This window comes from Pseudarthrobacter sp. fls2-241-R2A-168, assembly GCF_030209335.1.
Taxonomy (GTDB): domain Bacteria; phylum Actinomycetota; class Actinomycetes; order Actinomycetales; family Micrococcaceae; genus Arthrobacter.
Genome location: NZ_JARVSG010000012.1, coordinates 33,323 through 55,821, shown reverse-complemented (window position 1 = coordinate 55,821; position 22,499 = coordinate 33,323). Strand labels below are relative to the sequence as shown.

Annotated in this window: 21 protein-coding genes, 1 tRNA gene and 1 pseudogene; 12 read left to right on the top strand and 11 right to left on the bottom strand. The window is 66.6% G+C overall.

Features of this window, described 5'->3' with window-relative positions; all coding sequences use genetic code 11:
- Positions 1 to 69 precede the first annotated feature (69 nt).
- Positions 70 to 972 carry an aldose 1-epimerase family protein gene (locus tag QRN11_RS09140; RefSeq protein WP_285250707.1) on the top strand — a complete coding sequence of 301 codons (903 nt, stop codon included), beginning with the start codon at positions 70 to 72 and terminating at the stop codon, positions 970 to 972.
- Here QRN11_RS09140 and QRN11_RS09135 read toward each other — a convergent pair whose 3' ends face one another.
- Positions 973 to 1,710: an alpha/beta hydrolase gene (locus tag QRN11_RS09135; RefSeq protein WP_285250724.1), complete on the bottom strand. Its 738-nt coding sequence runs from the start codon at positions 1,708 to 1,710 to the stop codon at positions 973 to 975.
- Positions 1,707 to 2,849, bottom strand: coding sequence for a LacI family DNA-binding transcriptional regulator (locus QRN11_RS09130; RefSeq protein WP_285250706.1), 1,143 nt, complete (start codon positions 2,847 to 2,849; stop codon positions 1,707 to 1,709). The genes QRN11_RS09135 and QRN11_RS09130 overlap by 4 nt, the downstream gene beginning before the upstream one ends.
- Positions 2,850 to 3,022: 173 nt before the next feature.
- On the opposite strand from QRN11_RS09130, the gene QRN11_RS09125 reads away from it, so the two are divergent.
- From QRN11_RS09125 to QRN11_RS09115, 3 genes are read left to right on the top strand one after another with little or no spacing between them, the layout of a single operon-like run.
- On the top strand, positions 3,023 to 4,192 hold the full coding sequence (locus QRN11_RS09125; RefSeq protein WP_285250705.1) for a Gfo/Idh/MocA family protein: 1,170 nt from the start codon (positions 3,023 to 3,025) through the stop codon (positions 4,190 to 4,192).
- A complete protein-coding gene (locus QRN11_RS09120; protein ID WP_142064362.1) occupies positions 4,192 to 5,412 on the top strand; it encodes a dihydrodipicolinate synthase family protein in 1,221 nt (406 codons plus the stop codon). Before QRN11_RS09125 ends, QRN11_RS09120 begins: the two co-directional genes overlap by 1 nt.
- Positions 5,409 to 6,248 (top strand): sugar phosphate isomerase/epimerase family protein, encoded by an 840-nt coding sequence (locus QRN11_RS09115; protein WP_142064359.1) that lies wholly within the window; start codon positions 5,409 to 5,411, stop codon positions 6,246 to 6,248. The genes QRN11_RS09120 and QRN11_RS09115 overlap by 4 nt, the downstream gene beginning before the upstream one ends.
- Before the next feature lie 114 nt (positions 6,249 to 6,362).
- On the opposite strand, the gene xylB is transcribed toward QRN11_RS09115, so the two are convergent.
- Positions 6,363 to 7,781 (bottom strand): xylulokinase, encoded by a 1,419-nt coding sequence (xylB, locus tag QRN11_RS09110; protein WP_142064356.1) that lies wholly within the window; start codon positions 7,779 to 7,781, stop codon positions 6,363 to 6,365.
- Positions 7,782 to 7,783: 2 nt separating this feature from the next.
- Positions 7,784 to 8,971: a xylose isomerase gene (gene xylA, locus QRN11_RS09105; RefSeq protein ID WP_142064353.1), complete on the bottom strand. Its 1,188-nt coding sequence runs from the start codon at positions 8,969 to 8,971 to the stop codon at positions 7,784 to 7,786.
- A gap of 132 nt (positions 8,972 to 9,103) precedes the next feature.
- On the opposite strand from xylA, the gene QRN11_RS09100 reads away from it, so the two are divergent.
- Entirely contained in the window at positions 9,104 to 10,333 is a 1,230-nt protein-coding gene (locus QRN11_RS09100; protein ID WP_142064350.1) for an ROK family protein, read from the top strand.
- Between the two features lie 93 nt (positions 10,334 to 10,426).
- Positions 10,427 to 10,549 carry a hypothetical protein gene (locus QRN11_RS09095; protein WP_255470957.1) on the top strand — a complete coding sequence of 41 codons (123 nt, stop codon included), beginning with the start codon at positions 10,427 to 10,429 and terminating at the stop codon, positions 10,547 to 10,549.
- A gap of 112 nt (positions 10,550 to 10,661) precedes the next feature.
- Here QRN11_RS09095 and QRN11_RS09090 read toward each other — a convergent pair.
- Positions 10,662 to 10,734, bottom strand: a tRNA-Arg gene (locus tag QRN11_RS09090).
- Positions 10,735 to 10,944: 210 nt separating this feature from the next.
- Here QRN11_RS09090 and QRN11_RS09085 point away from each other — a divergent pair.
- The 3 genes from QRN11_RS09085 to ettA all read left to right on the top strand — a co-directional run bounded on the left by QRN11_RS09085 (position 10,945) and on the right by ettA (position 14,050).
- Positions 10,945 to 11,502, top strand: coding sequence for a single-stranded DNA-binding protein (locus QRN11_RS09085; RefSeq protein WP_142064347.1), 558 nt, complete (start codon positions 10,945 to 10,947; stop codon positions 11,500 to 11,502).
- 312 nt (positions 11,503 to 11,814) lie between these two features.
- Entirely contained in the window at positions 11,815 to 12,315 is a 501-nt protein-coding gene (locus QRN11_RS09080) for a DUF6993 domain-containing protein (RefSeq protein ID WP_255470956.1), read from the top strand.
- Positions 12,316 to 12,367: 52 nt separating this feature from the next.
- On the top strand, positions 12,368 to 14,050 hold the full coding sequence (gene ettA, locus QRN11_RS09075) for an energy-dependent translational throttle protein EttA (protein WP_142064344.1): 1,683 nt from the start codon (positions 12,368 to 12,370) through the stop codon (positions 14,048 to 14,050).
- A 2-nt stretch (positions 14,051 to 14,052) separates the two neighbouring features.
- Here the strand turns inward: ettA and QRN11_RS22500 are convergent.
- Together QRN11_RS22500 and QRN11_RS09070 are read right to left on the bottom strand one after the other, a co-directional pair.
- A pseudogene (locus tag QRN11_RS22500) lies at positions 14,053 to 14,118 on the bottom strand (hypothetical protein); the annotation flags it as partial.
- A 29-nt stretch (positions 14,119 to 14,147) separates the two neighbouring features.
- On the bottom strand, positions 14,148 to 15,128 hold the full coding sequence (locus tag QRN11_RS09070; RefSeq protein WP_142064340.1) for an acyl-CoA thioesterase: 981 nt from the start codon (positions 15,126 to 15,128) through the stop codon (positions 14,148 to 14,150).
- A gap of 63 nt (positions 15,129 to 15,191) precedes the next feature.
- On the opposite strand from QRN11_RS09070, the gene QRN11_RS09065 reads away from it, so the two are divergent.
- Complete coding sequence (locus QRN11_RS09065) at positions 15,192 to 15,851, top strand: DUF8185 domain-containing protein (RefSeq protein WP_142064337.1); 660 nt, start codon at positions 15,192 to 15,194, stop codon at positions 15,849 to 15,851.
- A gap of 54 nt (positions 15,852 to 15,905) precedes the next feature.
- Here the strand turns inward: QRN11_RS09065 and QRN11_RS09060 are convergent, their stop codons facing one another.
- The gene (locus QRN11_RS09060; RefSeq protein WP_142064334.1) at positions 15,906 to 16,355 is read right to left on the bottom strand and encodes a globin; all 450 of its coding nucleotides are present in this window, start codon (positions 16,353 to 16,355) and stop codon (positions 15,906 to 15,908) included.
- Positions 16,356 to 16,357: 2 nt separating this feature from the next.
- A complete protein-coding gene (locus QRN11_RS09055) occupies positions 16,358 to 17,047 on the bottom strand; it encodes a mechanosensitive ion channel family protein (protein WP_091422808.1) in 690 nt (229 codons plus the stop codon).
- Positions 17,048 to 17,168: 121 nt separating this feature from the next.
- Between QRN11_RS09055 and QRN11_RS09050 the strand changes: the two genes are divergently transcribed.
- On the top strand, positions 17,169 to 18,155 hold the full coding sequence (locus tag QRN11_RS09050; protein ID WP_142064331.1) for a Rossmann-fold NAD(P)-binding domain-containing protein: 987 nt from the start codon (positions 17,169 to 17,171) through the stop codon (positions 18,153 to 18,155).
- 42 nt (positions 18,156 to 18,197) lie between these two features.
- Here QRN11_RS09050 and QRN11_RS09045 read toward each other — a convergent pair whose 3' ends face one another.
- Together QRN11_RS09045 and pepN are read right to left on the bottom strand one after the other, a co-directional pair.
- Positions 18,198 to 18,671 carry an OsmC family protein gene (locus QRN11_RS09045; protein WP_142064328.1) on the bottom strand — a complete coding sequence of 158 codons (474 nt, stop codon included), beginning with the start codon at positions 18,669 to 18,671 and terminating at the stop codon, positions 18,198 to 18,200.
- On the bottom strand, positions 18,668 to 21,256 hold the full coding sequence (gene pepN / locus QRN11_RS09040; protein ID WP_285250704.1) for an aminopeptidase N: 2,589 nt from the start codon (positions 21,254 to 21,256) through the stop codon (positions 18,668 to 18,670). Before pepN ends, QRN11_RS09045 begins: the two co-directional genes overlap by 4 nt.
- A 156-nt stretch (positions 21,257 to 21,412) precedes the next feature.
- On the opposite strand from pepN, the gene QRN11_RS09035 reads away from it, so the two are divergent.
- Entirely contained in the window at positions 21,413 to 22,426 is a 1,014-nt protein-coding gene (locus QRN11_RS09035) for a hypothetical protein (protein ID WP_091422819.1), read from the top strand.
- Positions 22,427 to 22,499 lie beyond the last annotated feature (73 nt).

Genomic DNA, 22,499 nt, shown 5'->3' with positions numbered 1-22,499 from the left:
GCCCCAGCGGCGACTTTGGCGATACGATGTTTAGCGCTAACACAGGCGAATAATCGATGGAGGACTCCCATGCCGGGCACCGAGTACAGCATCGCCGCCGGCGACTACACTGCGGTGATCACCGCGCGGGGAGGAGCCCTCCGGGAACTCCGCCACAAGGGGAGGGACCTGGTGGTGGCCTTTGGCGCTGACGGAACGATTCCCGACTACCGCGGCGTCATTTGCGCTCCGTGGCCCAACCGCCTTGCGGACGGCACCTACACCTACGCTGGCCGGACATTCGAGGCAGCCATCAATGAACCTGAACGGGGTTCAGCCCTGCACGGTCTGGCAACAGGCCGCCTCTGGATCGTGCGGCAACCTTCCCCGGACGAGGTGGTGCTGGATTGTCGGGTGGCCGCGGGCGAGGCATATCCCGGGGAGCTGGACCTTTCCGTTGCCTATAGGTTGACTGAGGACGGGCTGGTCAGCACTGTGCGGGCGGCAAACGTCGGCGGCGTCCCGGCGCCGTACGGTGTCTGTCCGCACCCCTACCTGGTGGCGGGCCCGTCGGGACTCGACGAATGGTCGCTGGAGCTGCCCGCCGCCGATTTCCTTGAAGTGACCCAGGACCGGTTGCTTCCGGTCGGGATGCGCAGCGTCGACGGGCACGAGTTCGACTTCAGGGCCGCCCGCCGCCTGGGGCCGGTCAAGATCGACCATGCTTTTACCGGCATCAACCGCGGGGCTGACGGGCGCGCACGCGTCCGCGTCCAGGATCCCGCAGGAACCGGCGTCGAGCTGGAATGGGGCGCCGAGTGGCCCTGGGTCCAGATCCACACGGCTGACAAGCCGGTGGGACCGGACCGCCTGGGCCTGGCAGTTGAGCCGATGACCTGCCCGCCGGACGCTTTCAACTCAGGAACCGACGTGGTCCATCTGCAGCCCGGCCAGGCGCACTGCGCTGAATGGACCATCCGCGCCCTTGGCTAGCTAGGAAACCGTCCAGCCTGCGCGGTCCAGCCAGCCGGCACAGAGGGCGGGCCACTGGTCTGCGCCGGCTTGCCCGTCCGCCAGGCCCAGCCCGTGGCGGCCCTCGGGGAAGACGTGGAGTTCCGCTGGCACGCCGGCGTTGAGCAGGGCCGCGGTGTAGTCCAGGCTGTGGCTGACGGGCACTGCGGCATCATCGGCCGTATGCCAGACGAACGCGGGCGGCGTTGCAGCTGTCACCTGCTGCTCGGCGGACAGTTCGGCAAGGAGATCCGCCGACGGCGACCCGCCCAGAAGGTTGTCCACGGAACCCTGGTGCACCGCCCGGGTATAAGACACCACCGGATAGCAGAGCACGGTCAGATCCGGGACTGCCGATGGAACGTCCAGGTCAGCGCCGCCGGTGGCCACAGCCGTGGAAAGCGTCGCCGCAAGGTGTCCACCCGCGGAAAACCCGAGGACGCCCACGCGCCGGGGATCCACCGCCAGGCCGTGCGCACCGCCGCGGATCTGGAGCATTGCCTGCTTTGCATCCTCCAGCGGTGCGGGGTGCCGGTCCGGAGCAACCCGGTAGCGCAGGACGAAACCGTGAATGCCCAGTCCGGCCAGCCATTCGGCCACGGGCTCGGCCTCATGGTCTGCCTGGCGGCCATAGCCGCCGCCGGGAAGCACCAGGACGGCGGGACGCTCTCCCGAGCCCGCGCGGGACGGCGCCGCCGTCAATTGCAACGCCACGGTCAGGCTGCCGTTTCCGTGCTGCGCCGGAGCGTGACTTCACCGGTAATGGGCTGCTGCCGCCCGCCGTCGGGCCCTGCCTCAGTTGAACCGGAACCGTTCTCGCCGGGCTCGCGGGCACTGGCTCCGCCGGGAGCCGTGGCACGGGTTGCCAGGCGCCCGATTTCTTCCAGCGGCAGGCGCACCGTGGAGAGGGCGGGGCGGAAGTCCCGGAGTGTTTCGATGTCGTCGAAGCCTGCGATGGTGGCGTCCCGCGGAATCCGCAGCCCCTGTTCACGGAGGGCTGCGGCCGCACCGATGGCCATGACGTCATTGACGGCGAAAATGCACAGCTTCCCGCGCCCGGCTTCCTCCCCGGAGTCCGCCTGCCGGGACTCTGCCTGCCGGGCCTTGATCATGTCAGCGAGCTTGAGGCCGGCCTCGTAGCCGCCGGCGCGGTTGAAGGCCGTGCGAAGGACTTCGGCGGGTTTGCGTCCGGCGGCTGCCAGGCCCTCCTGGAACCCGCGGATCCGGTCGTCGGACGTGAAGAGCCCATCCGGACCGCCTATGATCACAAAATCACCATCCTGGCCGGAAGCGAGTTTTCCCGCCAGTGCCGCTGCGAGTTCCTGGTTGGGCACGGCCACAATATGGTAGCCCTCGGGAGCTGTCGCGCCGACCACAGGGTGGCCCACCACCGCTACCCGGCCGCCATTGCGGCAGTACCGGTCCAGTTCAGCCGCCAGTTCAGCGTTGCCTTCCTGGTTTTCCGGCTGCGAAGAGCGGGAGCCGGCGATCACGATCGAATCAGCGCGGCGTGCGGCGAAAGCTGCCACGGCTTCCCTTTCCTCCGCCGGGGCGCCGCCTGTGGTGGCCAGCAGCACCATCTTGCGCTGCTCGCGGGCCGCCTCCTGCACACCCCTGGCGATGGCGGCGAAGTAGGGGTCGGCGATGTCGTGGACGATCAGGCCGATCAGTCCCGAACTGGACTTCGCGAGGCCCTGGGCCTGGGCGTTGGGGATGTAGCCGAGCGAGTCCGCGGCCTGGCGGACGCGGTCCGCGATGTCCTGTCCCGGCTTGCGGGCGGAACCATTGAGGACCCGGCTGGCAGTGGCCGGTGATACCCCTGCCAGCCGCGCCACCTCGGTAAGGGTACTTGCAGCCACAGCGTCTCCTGATCGGCTTTGTAGGGTCATCGAGCGTAACCACATTATGGCAGTTTTAAGCTGGTGCTGGAAAGCGCTTGCCAATACGTCGTGCCGGGTGCATCATTGAAGCAGTGGGAATGCGCTTTCCCGATACAGCTTGAGTAGAACTGCTCACTCACCGTGGAGGACTTATGGGCTTCGAGACAAAAACAATCCGCATCGCCATGAACGGCATCACCGGTCGGATGGGTTACCGCCAGCACCTGCTGCGTTCCATCCTCCCCATCCGGGACGCCGGCGGTTTCACCCTGGAGGACGGCACCCGCATCCAGGTTGAGCCCATTTTGGTGGGCCGCAACGAAGCCAAGATCCGTGAACTGGCCGAAAAGCACAAGGTCTCGGAGTGGAGCACCGACCTGGACGCCGTGATCAACGACCCCACGGTCGACGTCGTTTTCGACGCCTCCATGACCAGCCTCCGCGCCGCCACCCTGAAGAAGGCCATGCAGGCCGGCAAGCACATCTTCACCGAAAAGCCCACGGCCGAAACCCTCGAGGAAGCCATTGAGCTGGCCCGCATCGGCAAGGAAGCCAGCGTCACCGCCGGTGTTGTCCACGACAAGCTGTACCTGCCCGGCCTGGTCAAGCTCCGCCGCCTGGTGGACGAAGGCTTCTTCGGCCGCATCCTCTCCATCCGCGGCGAATTCGGCTACTGGGTCTTCGAAGGCGACATCCAGGCTGCCCAGCGCCCGTCCTGGAACTACCGCAAGGAAGACGGCGGCGGAATGACCACGGACATGTTCTGCCACTGGAACTACGTCCTCGAAGGCATCATCGGCAAGGTCAAGAGCGTCAACGCCAAGACCGCCACCCACATCCCTGCCCGCTGGGACGAAGCCGGCAAGGAGTACAAGGCCACGGCCGACGACGCCTCCTACGGCATCTTCGAGCTTGAGACCCCCGGCGGCGACGACGTCGTCGGCCAGATCAACTCCTCCTGGGCCGTCCGCGTCTACCGTGACGAACTCGTGGAATTCCAGGTGGACGGCACGCACGGCTCCGCCGTCGCCGGCCTGAACAAGTGCGTCGCCCAGCAGCGCGCCCACACCCCCAAGCCGGTCTGGAACCCGGACCTTCCGGTCACCGAGTCCTTCCGCGACCAGTGGCAGGAAGTGCCGGCCAACGCTGAGCTGGACAACGGCTTCAAGCTGCAGTGGGAAGAGTTCCTCCGTGACGTCGTGGCCGGCCGCGAGCACCGCTTCGGCCTCCTCTCCGCAGCCCGCGGCGTCCAGCTCGCCGAGCTTGGCCTGCAGTCCAACGACGAACGCCGCACCATCGACATCCCGGAGATCACCCTCTAATGACCTCACTCATCCTTCCCTCCCACGACGGCGGCACCATGGAGTACCGCCTGCAGGGCGGCACCACCTGGGCGCGCCCGGCCGCCCCGCTGACCGCCCGCCGCGCTTACGCCGCAGCCCACGTGATCCCCGAGGTCCTGGCGGACAACACCCCCGGTGCCCCCGCCCGCCTCGACTGGGATGCCACCATGGCCTACCGCCACGAACTGTGGTCCTACGGACTCGGCGTTGCCGATGCCATGGACACCGCCCAGCGCGGGATGGGCCTCGACTGGGCAGCCACCCAGCAGCTCATCAAGCGCACCGGAGTAGAGGCCGCTTCGGTGGTTTCGTCCGGCAACGCAGCCACGGCCGGCAAGTCGGTCCGCGACCTCGTATCCTGCGGCGCGGGCACAGACCAGCTGGACATCGACTCCCTGCCCGTTGGAGAGGCCGGCCTCAAAGCGGTCCTCGAGGCATACCGTGAGCAGATCGCCGTCATCACCGAAGCCGGTCCGAAGGTCATCATCATGGCCTCGCGCGCCCTGGCCAAGGTTGCCCGCGGCCCGGAAGACTACCTGCAGGTCTACTCCACCCTGTTGCAGGAAGTGGACCAGCCGGTGATCCTCCACTGGCTGGGCACCATGTTCGATCCCGCCCTCGCCGGCTACTGGGGTTCGGACCACGTCGCAACGGCCACCGAAACGTTCCTGGGCCTCATCAAGGACAACGCGGCCAAGGTGGACGGCGTCAAGGTCTCGCTGCTGGATGCCAACCACGAGGTTGCCCTGCGCGCGGCCCTTCCCGAAGGCGTCCGCCTCTACACCGGGGACGACTTCAACTATCCCGAACTGATCGACGGCGACGGCGACGGCAGCCACCACTCCGACGCCCTGCTGGGCATCTTCGCGGCAATTTACCCCGCCGCTTCGGTGGCACTGCAGAACTACGACGCCGGCAACCCGGCCAAGGCGCGGGAAATCCTGGACTCCACCCGGGAACTGGGCAAGCACATCTTCAGCGCCCCCACGTTCTACTACAAGACCGGGATCGCCTTTATGTCCTGGCTCAACGGCAAGCAGCCCGGCTTCCAGATGGTGGGCGGCCTGCACTCCGGCCGATCGGTCTGCCACCTGGCCAAGACCTTCGAACTGGCGGACCAGGCCGGCCTGCTGCGGGACCCGGCTCTGGCTGCCTTCCGGATGTCCGATTACCTGCGGATCAACGGGGTGGGCGTGTGAGCGACTTCTCGCGCCTCTCCATCAACAGCGCCACCACGAAGAAATGGACCCTCGCCCAGGTGGTTGACGGCTGCGTCAACGCCGGCATCCCCACGATCGGTCCCTGGCGGGACCGGGTGGAGGAAGCCGGCCTGGACAAGGCCGCCCGCCTGATCAAGGACGCCGGACTCCGCGTTTCATCCCTGTGCCGCGGCGGGTTCCTCACTGCACCCGACGCTGAAGGGCAGGCCGCCGCACTCGCTGACAACCGCGCCGCCATCCTGGAGGCCGTTGCCCTGGACACCAAGGAACTGTTCCTGGTGGTGGGCGGCCTGGCGCCGGGGGAGAAGGACGTGGTGGCGGCACGCCGGCGCGTCGCAGACCGCCTCGCCGACCTGGTTCCTTTCGCCGAGGAACACGGCGTCCGCCTGGTCCTGGAGCCGCTGCACCCGATGTACGCCGCGGACCGTGCCCTGATCTCCACCCTGGGGCAGGCTCTGGACCTTGCAGCTCCGTTCGACTCATCCACAGTGGGCGTCGCCGTCGATACCTTCCATGTCTGGTGGGATCCCGAACTCAAGGCGCAGATCGAGCGCGCCGGGCGGGAAAACCGCATCGCCAGCTACCAGGTGTGCGACTTCAACATGCCCATTGCGGCCGATCCGCTGCTGTCCCGCGGCTACATGGGCGACGGCGTGGTGGACTTTGCCACTATCGGCACCTGGGTGCGTGAAGCCGGGTACACCGGGGACATCGAAGTAGAAATCTTCAATCAGGACATCTGGGACACGGACGGCAACACTGTCCTGGCCACAGTCAAGGAGCGCTACGCCGAGCTTGTGCTCCCGTACGCCTGACCTGATAAAGACCTCGGGCTCCTGCCACGCTTCCCAACATGGCAGGCAGGAGCCTGAGCCCCACCAAAAAGGACCGGACCGCGCTCGCGGTCCGGTCCTTTTGCATGGCAACGGTCAGGCGTACATCGAAGCGCACCGCCGGTACCTGGCCAGCACCCCGCCGTCGTCCTGCCCGGCAGGAAGGTCGACGGCGTCCAGGGCCCACTGCGGAAATTGTCCGGTGAGTGCCGCGGCAGCCTGGCGGGCTGCGCCGTCGGCCACGTATTCGCCCGGCCGTGGCACAGTGACCTTGACTCCCAGCAGCTGCGCCGCCGCAGACTGGACCGCAGTGGACTGCGCCCCGCCACCCACCAGGACGATGCGCCGGGCCTGGACTCCCTGCTCCTGCAGGGCGGCCAGGCCGTCTGCGAGCGAGCAGACTACGCCTTCGACGGCGGCACGCGCCAGGTTAGCCGGCGTGTAGTTGGCGCGGGTGATGCCATGCAGGGAACCGGTGGCCTCCGGCAGGTTGGGCGTGCGTTCGCCGTCCAAATAGGGCACGAGCGTGAGGCCCGCGGCCCCTGGCTCGGCACTCAGCGCCAGCTCGTTGAACTCCTCGATACTGACGTCCAGCAGGGCCGCCGTGGCATCGAAAACGCGCGTGGCATTGAGGGTGCACACCAGTGGCAGGTAGTGCCCGGAAGCATCGGCGAACCCTGCCACCAGCCCCGACTGATCGGCTGCGGGGGTGTCCGAGACGGCAAAGACCGTCCCAGAGGTGCCCAGGGACATCACCACATCCCCGACGCCGGCACCCACTCCCAGCGCTGCTGCCGCATTGTCGCCGGCGCCGGCGGCCAGGAGGGCGCCATCGGGGGTCTTGCCGGCGACGTCCAGGGGACCCAGCACCTCAGGCAGCAGCGGCACATGGCCCAGCGATGCCTCCAGCACCTCGGGCAGGTACCGGCCGGCCGCCGTCGAAAAATAGCCGGTGCCCGAAGCGTCCGAACGGTCCGTCGCCAGGGCGTCAAGGTTTTCCGGACCGCTGCCGGGGCCATGGCCCATCAGCCGCCACGTCAGCCAGTCGTGCGGGAGGCAGACGGCCGCCACCTCCGCGGCGTTCTCCGGCTCATGTGCGGCCAGCCAGTGCAGCTTGGTCAGCGTCAGCGAGGCCACCGGGACAGTGCCCGTGGCACCGGCCCAGTAGCGGGCGCCGGCAGCACTAGCGCCGTCGCCCGCGGTCCTGATCAGCTCCTGGGCGGCGCCGGCACTGCGGGTGTCGTTCCACAGCAGTGCCGGACGGATCACCCGGCCATCGCTGTCGAGGCACACCATGCCATGCTGCTGCCCGCCCACCGAGACAGCTGCAACGTCGGCCAGCCCGCCGGCCTGTTGCAGTGCTTCCTGCAGTGCATCCCACCAATGGTCGGGATGGATCTCCGAACCGTCCGGATGGCTGGCCCTGCCTTGGCGGACCAGTGCTCCGGTGTCCGCATCGCGGATCACCACTTTGCAGGACTGGGTAGAGCTGTCGATCCCTGCTACCAGCGCCATGGTCAGCGGGCGTTGAGGAGGTGTTCGATGGCGAGCTGGTTGAGGCGGACGAACGCGAAGGAGCGTTCGGCAGCCTTGTCGGCGTCGAAGTCCTCGAACGCTCCGGCGTCGTTGAGCAGGTCGGCGGTGGTCTCGCCGGCGGCCAGCGTGGGTTCTGCGAGTTCGCCGACGCCGGAGGCGGCGAGGGCGGCCTGAACTTCGGGGTCCGCGCGGAAGGCCAGGGCGCGTTCCTTCAGGAGCAGGTAGGTGGCCATGTTGGCTTTGGCTGATTCCCAGACGCCGTCGTAGCCGTCGGTGCGGGAGGGCTTGTAGTCGAAGTGGCGGGGGCCCTCGTAGCGGGGGCCGCCGTTGGGGAAGCCGTTTTCGAGCAGGTCCACAGTGAAGAATGCGCTGGTGAGGTCGCCGTGGCCGAAGACCAGGTCCTGGTCGTACTTGATGCCGCGCTGGCCGTTGAGGTCGATGTGGAAGAGCTTGCCGGCCCAGAGGGCCTGGGCGATGCCGTGGGTGAAGTTCAGCCCGGCCATCTGCTCGTGCCCGGTCTCGGGGTTCAGGCCCACGATGTCGCCGTGTTCGAGCTGGGCGATGAACGCCAGGCCGTGGCCCACGGTGGGCAGGAAGATGTCGCCGCGGGGTTCGTTCGGCTTTGGCTCCAGCGCGATGCGCAGGTTGTAGCCCTTGTCCTTGATGTACGCGGCGGCCGTGTCCACGCCTTCCTTCATCCGGTCCAGCGCCGCGGCGAGGTCCTTCGAGCCGTCGTACTCGCTGCCCTCACGCCCGCCCCACATCACAAACGTCTCGGCGCCGAACTCGGCGGCGGAATCGATGTTGCGCAGCACCTTTGACAGGGCAAAGCGGCGGATGGAGCGGTCGTTGGAGGTGAAGCCGCCGTCCTTGAAGACGGGGTGGCTGAAGAGGTTGGTGGTCACCATGGGCACCTTCAGACCCGTCTCGGCCAGTGCTGCTTTGAAGTTCTTCAGGATCAGCTCCCGCTCGGAAGCCGTCGCGTCAAAGGGGACCAAGTCATTGTCGTGGAAGGTGATGCCGTAGGCGCCGAGCTCGGCCAGCCGGTGTACCGCTTCCACCGGATCAAGGGCGGCGCGGGTTGCGACACCGAACGGGTCCGCACCGGTCCAGCCCACGGTCCAGAGACCAAAAGTGAATTTGTCAGCGGGGGTGGGGGAGAGAGTCATGATGCGTCCTTGCAGTCAGTGTGCCCCTTGCGGAGCGAGTTAGTTTATCGCTTGAACTATATAATTGTGATTACGTTGGGGTCAATAGCCAAGGGCATGTTGGGACGGCCCGGCTTATCTAAGGAGGCCGCCATGGCGAACACGGCACCAGCACCTGCCCTGCCCGATGCCGGATCGCCAGGAAACATGGGCGACGTCCGCAGGAGCAACCTCGCCCTGGTTATGGGCAGGGTTGCGCAGGCTCCATCCGGCTCCCACCTGACGCGGGCGCAGATTGCCGCGTCCACGGGGCTTACCAAGGCTTCGGTATCGAGCATCGTCCTGGATCTTCTCGAGACCGGGATCCTGCGGGAAATAGGGCTTAATCCCCAGGGGGAGCGCGGCCGGCCCGGAGTAGGCCTGGAGTTGAATCCGGCGCGCGGGGTGATTGGCATGGAAATTAATGTCGACTACATTGCCGCCGGCGTCACGGACTTGTCCGGAGCGGTGGTGGTGCAGGAGATCCGCGAGCGGGATAACCGTGGGAGTGAAAGCGCGCCAGTCCTGGCGGCCTTGGCCGCCCTTGCGGTGGAGGTGCGGACGGCTGCCCTCGGCAAGGGCGTGGAAGTCCTGGGTGGAGGACTGGCCGTTCCCGGGCTTGTGGATGCCGGCAGCGCCACTGTCCTTGCCGCCCCCAACCTCGGCTGGCTGGACGTAGAACTCGATCTTGACCGGCTGCTGCCCGGCCTGCCGTTGGGTATAACCCTCTTTAATGAGGCCAATGCTGCTGCCCTTGCGGAACTGGCGCGCGGACCCGCCGGCCGGCACGACTTCCTGTACGTGTCCGGTGAGGTGGGGGTCGGCGGCGGACTGGTCATCAGATCGGAGCTCTTTACGGGTCCGGAAGGGCACGCCGGGGAAGTGGGCCATGTTGTGGTGGACCCCGCAGGCAGCCGCTGCTCCTGTGGAGGCACGGGCTGCCTGGAGACTGTTGCCGGGCAGGACGCGATCTTCGCGGCTGCCGGTATCGCCGGCAAAGGGAGGTCCAGGTCGGAGAGCATGTCCGCGCTGGTGGCCGCGCTCGCGGAGGATCAGCCGGGCGCACTGCGGGCCGTTGAGCGTGCCGGGACGTCACTGGGGGTGGCGGTGGCATCCACAGCCCGTGTGCTGAACATCGGGGCGGTGGTGCTCGGCGGGCACTTCGCTGTCCTGGAACGGTGGCTGCGCCCTTCCCTGGCCGAAAGCCTGGCACGGTACGCGCCCGGCAAGGTTTTTCCGGAGCACATCACCATCGCAGCCGTGGAAGAGGGCGGCGCACTGCTGGGTGCCGCCGGCAGCGTGGTCCGTTCCCTGGTGGAAGCGCCGCACCGGCTGCAGTCGTAGAGCCCGCAACCCGCGGTTGCACCATCACCTGCGGGTGCTGTCCCCGCCGTTTGAAGATGTTGGCTTGTGTCCCTGGCCTCTAGACTTGGCGCCATGTCTGCTGATGATGAGAAGGATCCGCCTGTTCCCGCCGACGTTGAGGGCAAGATCCCGAGAAAGGTCCACGACGACCCGGGCGACGAAGATGGGGACGAACCTGCCACTCAACAGGATTGAGTCCACCACCGCATCCGGACATGGTTCCGGCGGTACATGGTCGGCTGAGCCGACTGCAAAATTAAAGACGGCCCTGATCAGCTTTTCCACTGGTCAGGGCCGCTCTTTTTTGTGCCCCAGGAGGGAATCGAACCCCCGACCGGCGGATTAGAAGGCCGCTGCTCTATCCCCTGAGCTACTGAGGCAGTTCCGGAGATGAATTCCGGCGCCTCAAAAAGTTTACATTGCCCGCCGTCCGGGCGCCGTCATTGATGTGCGTGGCACCCACTGATCCTCCACAGGCAGCCGCGGGCCGGGTTTTGCACATAGGCAAACTCCTGCCTCCCCGGCAGATTGCGCCAGGGCCATGCTGGTCTTGCCTGCTAGGCAGAACCACATGGAGACAGGACATAGAGATGAACGACACCATAACGATCAAAGGCTTTGTTGCCACCGACATCACCAGCGGCACAACACCGGGGGGAGTGGCCACCGCCGAATTCCGGATCGCTTCGAACTCGCGTCGGCGTGACAAGGACGGCCAATGGGTGGATGGCCACACCAACTGGTTCACGGTCCAGGGCTACCGCCATCTGGCCGGCAACATGGGCTGCAGCATCCGGAAAGGCCAGCCCGTCATCGTGGTGGGCACGCTGAGGATCCGCAGCTGGGAGAGGGACGGCAGGGTCTATTACTCGCACACCATCGATGCTGACGCCGTTGGGCATGACCTCACGTTGGGGACCGCCAACTTCACCCGGTCCTCCAAGAAACCGCTCCTCTCGCTCGTGGAACCGGAGCCACCCCTTGACGCCAGCCGGCCGGCCGGGCCGGAAGGCCCTTTCGACGAACCCGAAGACAGCGATGACGGCGCTGACGGCGGAGATCCGGCTGCCGCCTACGTTGAGGACACCAATGGCGACCTGCTCGCCCTCAACCTGGAAACGGGGGAGCTCGCCGACTCCCCAGTTTGAGGATGCCCTTGTCAACGCCTCTCGGCCCTCTTGGTTCCTTGGCGGGCAGGGTCGCAGCACCCCCCGGCTGCACCCCTGTCCGCCAAGGTCATGAAGCCCATGGCGGAAAGTTGGCTCTTGCAGGCGTGGCAGAATGGCACCATGCGGCTTACCCCTGACCACCGGCAAAAGACTCCGGCGGGTGCAGTATCGGCCGCCCCCGCAGCTTTAGCCCCAGCCGTTCCAGTCCAATCTGCTCCGGCCCCCGCAACTGCCGCACGCACGGCCATCGCTTCCATAGCTGTTTGGCCCACCGCCGCACGCTGTTTGGTCGTGGCAACGGCCGCCGCCGCGCTGCTGGCGGGTCTGTCGGGCTGCGTTGGCGGTTCGCCCCAGGTCCAGCCTGCATTATCCGAGCCGGCAACCGCGGCAGCATCCACTGCGGCAGCATCAGCCGGTGCTGGTCCGGCAGCAACGGAAAGCGGCTCCGCCGAACCGCTGGCCGGCACCTCCGGGGCGCCATCGGCCCCGGCAGCGGACGCCGCCGCCACCGCAACGGTGACACAGACCGTCACGGATGCGCTGGGACGCCTGGCCGCAGGATCGCCCAAACCGGCCACTGCCCAGGTAACAGATGCACTCACCGGCGCGGGAATCGCGCCGGCAGCATTGCAGGTGTCGCAAAGCCGTACCCCCACCGGCCTCGAAGCCGATGCCATCGAAGCGGCAGTGCTGCAGGGAAAGGACTGTGTCATCGGCCAGGTCCGCGACGGTGCCGTCACGGTAACGGTCCTGCCCGTACTGGCCAGCGGCAAGTGCTTTGTAGGCTCCTGACCTTGCCGCACCGAATGTGAGATATGCCCGCCGACCCACTAGATTTGGAACCATGGCGGAATTTATCTACACAATGACCAAGGCCCGAAAAGCCGTTGGCGAAAAACTCATTCTTGACGACGTAAGCATGTCCTTCTTTCCCGGCGCCAAGATCGGTGTTGTGGGCCCGAACGGTGCCGGTAAGTCCACCATCCTGAAGATCATGGCCGGACTGGACACCCCCTCCAACGGTGAGGCCCGGCTCAGCCCTGGCTACACCGTGGGCATCCTCCTCCAGGAACCACCCCTGAACGAAGAAAAAACCGTCCTGGGCAACGTCCAGGAAGGCGTTGGCGAGATCTACGGCAAGATCCAGCGCTTCAACGAAATATCGGAGGAAATGGCCAGCCCCGATGCTGACTACGACACCCTCCTTGAGGAGATGGGGCACCTGCAGGAAGCCATCGACGCTGCAGACGCCTGGGACCTGGACTCACAGCTGGAGCAGGCCATGGACGCCCTCCGCTGCCCGCCGGCCGACGCCGACGTCACCAACCTCTCCGGAGGTGAGCGCCGCCGCGTAGCCCTGTGCAAGCTGCTCCTGCAGAAGCCTGACCTGTTGCTTCTCGACGAGCCCACCAACCACTTGGATGCTGAAAGCGTGCTGTGGCTTGAACAGCACCTCTCCTCCTACGCCGGCGCCGTCCTGGCGGTCACCCACGACCGGTACTTCCTGGACCACGTGGCCGAGTGGATCGCCGAAGTGGACCGCGGCCACCTGTACCCGTACGAGGGCAACTACTCCACGTACCTCGAGAAGAAGCGCGCCCGCCTGGAGATCCAGGGCAAGAAGGACGCCAAGCAGGCCAAGCGTCTTTCCGAGGAACTCGAATGGGTGCGGTCCAACGCGAAGGGCCGCCAGACCAAGTCAAAGGCCCGCCTGGCCCGCTACGAGGAGATGGCTGCCGAAGCAGACCGGACCCGCAAGCTGGACTTCGAAGAGATCCAGATCCCGCCGGGACCGCGCCTGGGCGGGCTGGTCCTCGAAGCCAAGAACCTGCAGAAGGGCTTCGAAGACCGGACCCTGATCGATGGACTGTCCTTCAGCCTGCCCCGCAACGGCATCGTGGGGGTCATCGGCCCCAACGGCGTCGGCAAGACAACGCTGTTCAAGACGATCGTGGGCCTGGAGCCGCTCGACGGCGGCGACCTGAAGATCGGCGATTCGGTCAAGATTTCCTACGCTGACCAGAGCCGCGGGGGCATCGACCCCAACAAGACGCTGTGGGAAGTTGTCTCGGACGGCCTGGACTTCATCCAGGTTGGCCATGTGGAAATGCCGTCCCGGGCCTATGTCGCCGCCTTCGGCTTCAAGGGCCCGGACCAGCAGAAGAAGGCCGGCGTGCTCTCCGGCGGTGAGCGCAACCGCCTGAACCTCGCCCTCACCCTCAAGCAGGGCGGAAACCTGCTGCTCCTGGATGAGCCCACCAACGACCTCGACGTCGAAACCCTCAGCAGCCTGGAAAACGCGCTGCTGGAGTTCCCGGGCTGCGCCGTGGTGGTCTCGCACGACCGCTGGTTCCTGGACCGGGTGGCCACCCACATCCTCGCCTACGAAGGTGACGAGGAGAACCCCTCCAAGTGGTACTGGTTCGAGGGCAACTTCGAATCCTACGAGGAGAACAAGGTGGAGCGGCTCGGCCCCGATGCGGCCAAACCGCACCGCGTCACGCACCGCCGCCTCACCCGCGACTGATAAGCCGCGGCACCAGCGAAAAGCAACAGGCCGGCCCCGGAAGGGTGCCGGCCTGTTGGCGTTTCCACCCACAGGAGCAGGCGGAAACAAAATACAGCTAGTCCTTGGCTGCCTTGCGGATCTGGTGCTCCATCACCTTGGACTGGAAGGCGCCCACCACTTTGTTCTTCAGGTCGGTTGGCACGCGGACCATCCCTTCCTGCGCCACGGACGCCACGTGCTGGCCCGCTTGGTTAAAGATCTTCCCGGTGGCGAGTCCGCGGGCGCCTTGGGCGCTGGGCGACTCCTGGACATAGAGCAGCCATTCATCCACCCGTGCGGGCCGGTGCCACCACATCGCGTGGTCCAGGCTCGCGACGTTCATCCCCGGCGTGATCCAGCTCAGCCCGTGCCGGCGCAGGATTGACTCGAGCAGGGTGTAGTCGCTCGCGTACGCCAGCGCCGCCCGGTGCAGGTTCGGGTTGTCCGGCATGGGCCCAAAGGTCTTCATCCACACGGCGTTGCGGGCTTCCCTCTTACCTTTCGCCGAGACGTACAGCGGCGGGTCAACGTGCCGGATGTCGAACGGCCGTTCGTAGGCCCAGTGCCGTGCCACCGGATGATCGAATTTGCCCAGCAGGTCAGCGGTGCTGGGCAGCGACTCGGGATCGGGAATACCGCTGGGCATCACGGATTCGTGCTCAATTCCTTCGTCCTCGCCCTGGAAGGAGGCAATCATCGACAGGATGGGCACGCCCTCCTGGTAGGCGTGGACGCGGCGGGCCGAAAAGGACCTGCCGTCCCGGAGGCGCTGCACGCCGAACGTGATCGGCTTGTTCGCATCGCCCGGCCGCAGGAAGTAGCCGTGCATCGAATGCACAAAACGGTCGGGGTCTACCGTCCTGATGGAGGCGATGAGCGACTGTGCCAGTACCTGCCCGCCAAACACCCGATGGTGGGGCTGCTGCTGCGACGGGCCAAGGAAGATGTCCTCATCTGTCCGGGCCCCCTCGAGCTCACCAAGGTCGAGAAGATTGATGAGCGACAAGGTGGGATCTTCGCTGGGGAGCGCCAGGAGTCCGGCGTCGGCTTCAGTCATGGTTTGACTCTAGACGGCACCCGGGCACTGCTCAACAAAGGTCGAGCCGGTAGTGTTCTTGGTGTGTCTGATCTACTCACCTCGTCCTTCCGTTTCGCCGATCCCCGCGACCTCGCTGATTTGAAGACCTTCGCCACGCGGGCAAAAGCAATCGACGACGGCGCCATCCGGCTTCAGGCGGCAGGTTCCGTTCTCGCCGCGTACGTCTGCGTGCTGCGCCCGCGTGTGCTGGGTGAATCGACTCCCACCATCCTGGGGCTGCGCACCATGGCGTTGGCCGAGCCGTCCGGAACGGATGTCACCGTTCCCCTGGCCGCAGTGCTGGACCGCCTTGCCAGGGCGGCGGAGGACGACGTCGAGCTGCCGGTTCCGCCGTCCACCGTCACCCAGTCCTGGACCGGGGTGGGCGCCCCTAGGAGCGGGTGGGAGCTCATGGGCCCGCGAAGCGACGCCGCCCTGCGTAAGGCCGCCGAGGCCGGCATCGCCGAAGTGGCAGGGATTGTGCCGGACAAACCCGGCGCGCTGATCGTCAACAATGCCAGGGCCGCCGTCTGGGGCAGGGAACTCGACGAGACCGGGCTGCCGGCAGGGGCCGCCTTCGCCGCCCTGGCCCTTGGTTTCCTGGGTGACGGCGACCAGAAGCTCTACCGTACGGGGCGCTGGTTCCGGCTGTCGGGTCCGCGCGGGCACGTCCTGGCACGGACCGGAAGCGGACTGCTCTAAGCGCAAGAACCCTGCTCTAAGCGCAAAAACTCTGTTTGGGCAGCCGGGGCTTCACTATCCGGCCGGGCTGTTCACCATCGACAGTGCGGCACGCTCCATGTAATCCCACAGGGTGCCCTCGTACAGCGGCGGCAGCTCCAGCGCGTCCACGGCCTTGCGCATGTGGAACAGCCAGCGGTCCTTCGCTTCCGGCGTCACTTGGAACGGCATGTGGCGCATGCGCAGCCGGGGATGCCCGCGCTCCTCCCCGTATGTGGTGGGACCGCCCCAATACTGTTCGAGGAACATCAGGAACCGGCGCTTGGCCGGCGCCAGGTCCTCTTCGGGGTACATGGGCCGCAGCAGCGGATCCGTGGCCACGCCGTCGTAAAAGACATCAATCAGCTTCACGAACGTTTCGTGGCCGCCCACGGCGTCATAGAAGTTATCGGTGTAGCCGGGCTGGCTGAACGGATCGTTCTGCATCAGCTGGCGTGGCCGCTGCGGTTCGATGGGGATGGTCATCGCTAGTCTCCGGCTTTCTGGTCAGTCTTTTTGGTCTCGACGGCGCCGTGGTCGCTGCCTTGGTCCGTGGTCCCGTCCGGTGACTCGTGCAGGGGCACGTAGTTGCCCTGGGACCGGTTGCCCACCCGAAGGATCTCACCGTTGCGGAGGTACCAGATGGCGCCGTCGTCAGAGCGTACCCGGGTGATGCGCAGGCCCATGGACTCCACCACACCAACAACCTCACTGGTCTCGATCACGTCGCCGATGCCGTACTGGTCTTCAATGGTAATAAAAATTCCCGCCAGGAAGTCCCGGATCAACTGCTGGGCACCGAAGCCGATGGCCACACCCAGGATGCCCACGCTGGTAAGCAGCGGGGCGATGTTGATGTCCAGGTTCTGCAGCACATACATGCCGGTGATGATCACCACCAGCACTCCCACCACGCTGTTCAGCAGGGATCCGATGGTCTCAGCGCGCTGCACCCGCCGTTCGTGGTCCAGGGCCCGCAACGCGGGCGCCACCCATTTGAAGGTGGGCTTCTTGAAGAGGCTGCTGCCGGAAGCAACTTGCCGCGTGATGCGGGAAATGACGAAGGTGGCCACCAGCCACACCGTGACGCCCACGCCGAGGCTGATCACGATGCCGGTGATGTTGATACCGTCCGGATCATTGGCGGCGGTAGGAAGGATCGACAACGTACTGACCATGTGGGGGAAATACTCCTGGGGGTTTCTCCGGCTGCGGCCGGGATGCGGATACCGGAGCGCCGGTTAAGCCCGGCGCGGAAGGCTCTGTTCTCCTTCAACCCTAGCGCCGTAGCGTGGCGGCATGCGCATTCTTGTCCTTGGCGGAACCGCCTTCCTGTCCGCAGAAATCGCCCGCCAGGCTGTGGCGGCCGGGGATGATGTCACGTGTCTGGCCCGCGGATCCGTGGCCGCACCGCCGCAGGGTGTTGCGTGGCTCAAGTCCGATCGTTCGCTGGGGGTGAACGCCTACACGGACGTGGCCAAAGAAGACTGGGACGCCGTCATCGAGGTCGCCCGGGACCCCGTGCCGGCATCGGAAGCTCTGCACGCCCTCGCGCACCGGGCCGCGCACTGGACGTTCGTCTCCAGCTGCTCCGTGTACGCCGACGCTTCGGTTCCCGGTGCCGGGGAGGATGCCGCCCTGCTTCCCGCCCTTGCCCCTGGTACGCCGTCCACGCCGGAGAACTATGGCGAGTCGAAGGTTGCCATCGAGGAGGCAACTCTCCAGGCTGCCGACGGCAAAGCCCATCTCTGCCGTGCCGGCCTGATCGGCGGTCCGGGGGACGGCTCGGACCGGTATGGCTACTGGCCTGCCCGCTTTGCCCGGGACATGAAGCCCGTTCTGGTACCGGCCATCGACGACGCCCCGATGCGGGTGATCGACGTCCGGGACCTCGCCGCCTGGATCCTGCTGGCCGCAAAGCGGGGCATTACCGGTGCAATGAACGCACTGGGAGACCAAATCCGGTTCGGCGACTACATCGAGGCGGCCCGGCATGCGGCGGGTCACAGCGGCGCGGTGGTGCCCGCGGCGGGGACCTGGCTTGCGGAGCAGGGCGTGGACTACTGGGCCGGCCCGGACTCGCTGCCGCTCTGGCTCCCGCCGGGGCACGAAGGCTTTATGGCCCGGAGCAACCAGGCGGCGGTTGACGCCGGCCTGCTGCTCCGGCCGTGGCGGGAGACGCTGGCGGACACGTTGGCCGACGAACGTGAACGCGGGCTGGACCGGCCCAGGAGGGCCGGGCTGTCACCGGAAACGGAGGCGCGCCTGCTCGCCGCCCTGCAGTAGGCCGCCTAAGCCAGGAGACTCCTAGGCCGGCGGACCGTACGGTCAGCCAACCACCGTCTCGGGCTCGTGGTGAACCGGAAAATTCACGCTCCGGGCGATGAAGCAGACCTGGTTCGCCTCGTGGTGCAGCCGGGCCGCAAGGTCCGTCTGGCCCGCGTCCGCAACCGTCACGCGCGGGTGCAGCGTGACGCTTTCGAACTGGCCGCTGCCGTCCCGGTTCAGGCGCATCAGCCCGGTGGCGTCGTCCCGGTAGCCGGTCACCACCACACCGTGCTTCACCGCCACATGGAGGTAGGAGAGCATATGGCACTGGGCCAGGGCGGCCAGGAGCAGCTGCTCAGGGTTGTAGCGCTCCCGGTCTCCATGGAAGGTGGGATCTGCCGAGCCCTTAAGGACCGGCAGGCCCGCGATGAGCACGTCGTGGTCGCGCGAGTAGCCGCGGTAGGACGACGTCCCCTCGCCCAGGTTGCCGGTCCATTGGACAGTCAACGCATAGCGGTGTTCGTGCAGGCTCATACCGCGGGAACTGCTTCGCCGGGCAGGACGTCAGCCGCGCGGGCGCGCAAGGCCCGGGCCACGCCGTCGCGGTTTTCCAGCATGAGCCGGCGCAGCGCGGCGCTTTCGGGCGGAAGCGACGCCAGGAAGCCATCCGTCCGGTCCACGATGGCCTGCGTGGTCAGCAGGGAGGGGTAGAGCCCGACGACGATCTGCTGGGCAAGTGCGTGCGTCCGGGTCTCCATGATCCCCGGCACCGCCTCGAAATACTTCTCGGCGTACGGTTCCAGCAGTGACCGGTCCAGGACCCGCATAAAGCCGTTGACCGCCGAGCCCTGAAGGGCGTTGGACAGCTCGCCCTTGACCACGATCGATTCCCAGGCCGCGGCTTTGGCCTCCGGCGTTGGGATGGCGGCCTTCGCCTGCGCTGCGGCATTTTGTCCGCTGGAGGTATTGTCCCGCTCCAGCTCGGCATCGATGCCGTCCTGGCCCAGCCGGCCGCCTGCCACGAGGGACGTCACCAGCTCCCACCGCAGGTCCTGGTCAACAGCCAGCCCGTCCAGGACCAGCGAGCCGTCCAGGAGGCCGCCAATCCGGTCCAGCTGGCTTTCACTGCCTGCCAGCAGGGCAAAGGACTTCACGAACTGCAGCTGGGCGTCCGAGCCGCCGGGCACCTCGGACGCCAGCTCCCACAGCTTGTCCGCGGCAGCCACAGCCGTCGCCTTCCGGTGCTCCTCGGCCACGTAGAAGTTCAGGGTGGTGGCCAACTGGCGGAGCTGGACCAGGATCACGGAAGAATCTGTCTCGGCCGCCACGTTGGCAAGGATCAACTCCACGTACCGCCGCGCCGGGGTCTCGCCGTCGCGGGCAGCGTCCCAGGCGGAGTTCCACACCAGGGTCCGCGGCAGGCTGTGGCTGAAGTCCTTCAGGTGCGCTGTGGCGGTGGCCAGCGATTTTTCATCCAGCCGCACTTTGGCGTAGGCGAGGTCGTCATCATTGACCAGGATGAGGTCCGGCTGCGCCAGGCCCGCCAGCGCGGGCACTTCGGTCCGTTCGCCGTCGACATCCAGCTCTTCGCGGTGCACCCGCTCCAGCTTCCCGTCGCCATTGAGGTTGTAGAACCCCACGGCCAGCCGGTGCGGACGGATGGTGGGCCACTCTGCGACGGCTGATTGCACAATGGCGAACGATGTGAGCCTGCCCTCGCTGTCCACCTCCAGTTCCGGTTTGAGGGTGTTGACCCCGGCCGTTTCAAGCCATTGCCGTCCCCACACATCGAGGTCGCGGCCACTGGCCTTTTCCAGTTCCACCAGGAGGTCCCGCAGCTCGGTGTTCTGCCAGGAATGCTTGGCAAAGTACTCCCGCACACCGGCCATGAACTGCTCCGGCCCCACCCATGCCACCAGCTGGCGGAGCACGGACGCGCCCTTCGCGTAGGTGATGCCGTCGAAGTTCACCTCGACGTCCTGGAGGTCGTTGATTTCGGCGAAGATCGGATGCGTGGTGGGCAGCTGGTCCTGGCGGTAGGCCCAGGACTTCTCCACCGAGGCGAAGGTGGTCCAGGCGCTGGTGAACGAGGTGGCCTCCACCGCTGCAAGGTGGGACATGTACTCGGCGAAGGACTCGTTGAGCCACAGGTCGTTCCACCAGCGCATGGTCACCAGGTCGCCGAACCACATGTGGGCGAGCTCGTGGAGCACTGTAATGGCACGCCGTTCGATCTGGGCGCCGGTGACCTTGCTGCGGAAAACGTAGCCCTCGAGGATGGTCACCGCGCCGGCGTTCTCCATGGCGCCGGCGTTGAACTCCGGCACGAACAGCTGGTCGTATTTCTCGAACGGGTACGGGCAGCCGAACTGCGCCTCAAAAAATGCGAAGCCCTGCCGGGTCAGCTCAAAAATGTTCTCCGCGTCCAGGTACTGCATCAGGGACTTCCGGGCAAAAACGCCCAGCGGGATGACCCGCCCGTCGGAGCTGGTGACCTCGCTGCGCACCGACTGGTACGGGCCCGCGATCAGCGCGGTGACATAGGAGGACAACCGCGGAGTCGGGGAGAAGGACCAGACGGACCTGGCACCGCCGTCCCCGCCGGGTGTGGTTTCCACCGGGGCGGGGGTGGGGGAGTTGGAAATGACGTCCCAGTGCGAGGGGGCAGTGACGGTAAAAGTGAAGGTGGCCTTCAGGTCAGGCTGCTCGAACACGGCGAACATCCGCCGTGAATCGGGAACTTCGAACTGCGTGTACAGGTAGACCTCGTTGTCCACCGGGTCCACAAAACGGTGCAGGCCCTCGCCGGTGTTCATGTACGGTGCGTCCGCTACAACGGTGAGCTCGTTGTGTTCCGCGAGCTCCGGCAACTGGATCCGCACGCCGTCGGACACCGCGGCCGGGTCAAGGCTGCGGCCGTTCAGGGTGACGCTGTGCACGGCCGAGGTAACCGCGTCAATGAAGGTGGCGGACCCGGGCCTGGCGCTGAATTTCACCGTGGTGGTGCTGCCGAAGACCTTCCCGCCCCGGGTCAGGTCCAGGCTGACGTCGTAGGACTCGACAGAGATCAGTTCGGCACGCCCGCTGGCTTCAGCGCGCGTCAGGTTCAAACCAGGCAAAGTGGGGCCTTTCGAAGGATGGCGACTGCCCGCTGGCGGTGCCCAGCGGGGCGTTTGTTCATTCTTGCATTCCTTCGCGGCTGCAAGTAGCGCGGCTCACAGTGGGTAGGAGTCAGGTGGGAGGCCAGTTGCCGGCAGCGGGAGTAGCGTTAAATCATGGGCAAGTTCATGGAGTCGGTGGACACCAGAGCCTTGCGTTTCGTCGCAGGGTTCCCGGTGATGGTTGCGGTGGCCTTCGTGGTGACCGCCTTCCTGATTCGGGCGGACCTTCCGGAGCCGCTCGCCGTCCGGTGGACGGCCGACGGCGGCGCCTCCTTCGCGCCCTTTGCCGCCTATGTGACGGTAGGCGCGCTGATGATCGTGGTTGCGGGCTGGCTGGTCCTGTCGCAGGCGCTGCCGGTCCGCAGGCCGGTGCTGATGCGGCGGATCATGATGGGAGCAGGATTGTTCCTGACGCTTTTCGTCACCAGCGCCCTTGCGGCAGGGCTGATTGGCCAGGCCGGACTGGCGGACGCCCGGGAATCCCGGGTGGACATGACGGTGCTCGCGCTGGGAAGCGGGGCGGCCGTGTCTTTGGGCGTGACGATCGCCATGGTCTATAAGGCGGACCAGCAATGGTCGCCCGATGACGATCGCGCCCTGCAGCTGGCCATTGCCAGGGAACTGGATCCGGACCTGTCACGGGACAGCATCAGGCTCTGGGTCCATGCCCGCAGCTCGGTCTTTGTGATGATCGGCATTGCCTCGGTGTTTCCTGCCATGCTGATTGCCATCGCCGTGCCCTGGCTCGGAGCCCTGCTTGTGGTCCTGGCAGTTATTGGTGCTGCGTTCCTGTTTGCCCGCATCAAAGCGGACCGGCGAGGCCTTCGGGTGCTGCTGGCCGGCGTGGTGCCGGTGATGGACGTGCCCGCCGGGGCGATTTCCGCAGCCAGCGCGGCCGACATCCGCGCCGCGGACTTTGGCGGGTGGGGCTACCGGCACCACAGCGGAACCGCCGCGATGCTCGTCAGCAGCGGCCCCGCCGTCGTGGTTAAGAAGACCGACGGGCAGCGGCTGGCGGTCAGCGGCGGGAGCCACGACTCGGCAGCGCGGCTCGCGGAGGTTTTGACCCGGGTGGCGGCGAGGGCACGGGGCGGCGGGAACCCCGCGGCAGGGCAGGCTGAGTCCTAGTATCCTTGTCCGTGTTGTCCTGACCCCGGCCTGCACCGTCCGTGCCGGCCGCCAGCGCCCACCGAACGGATTC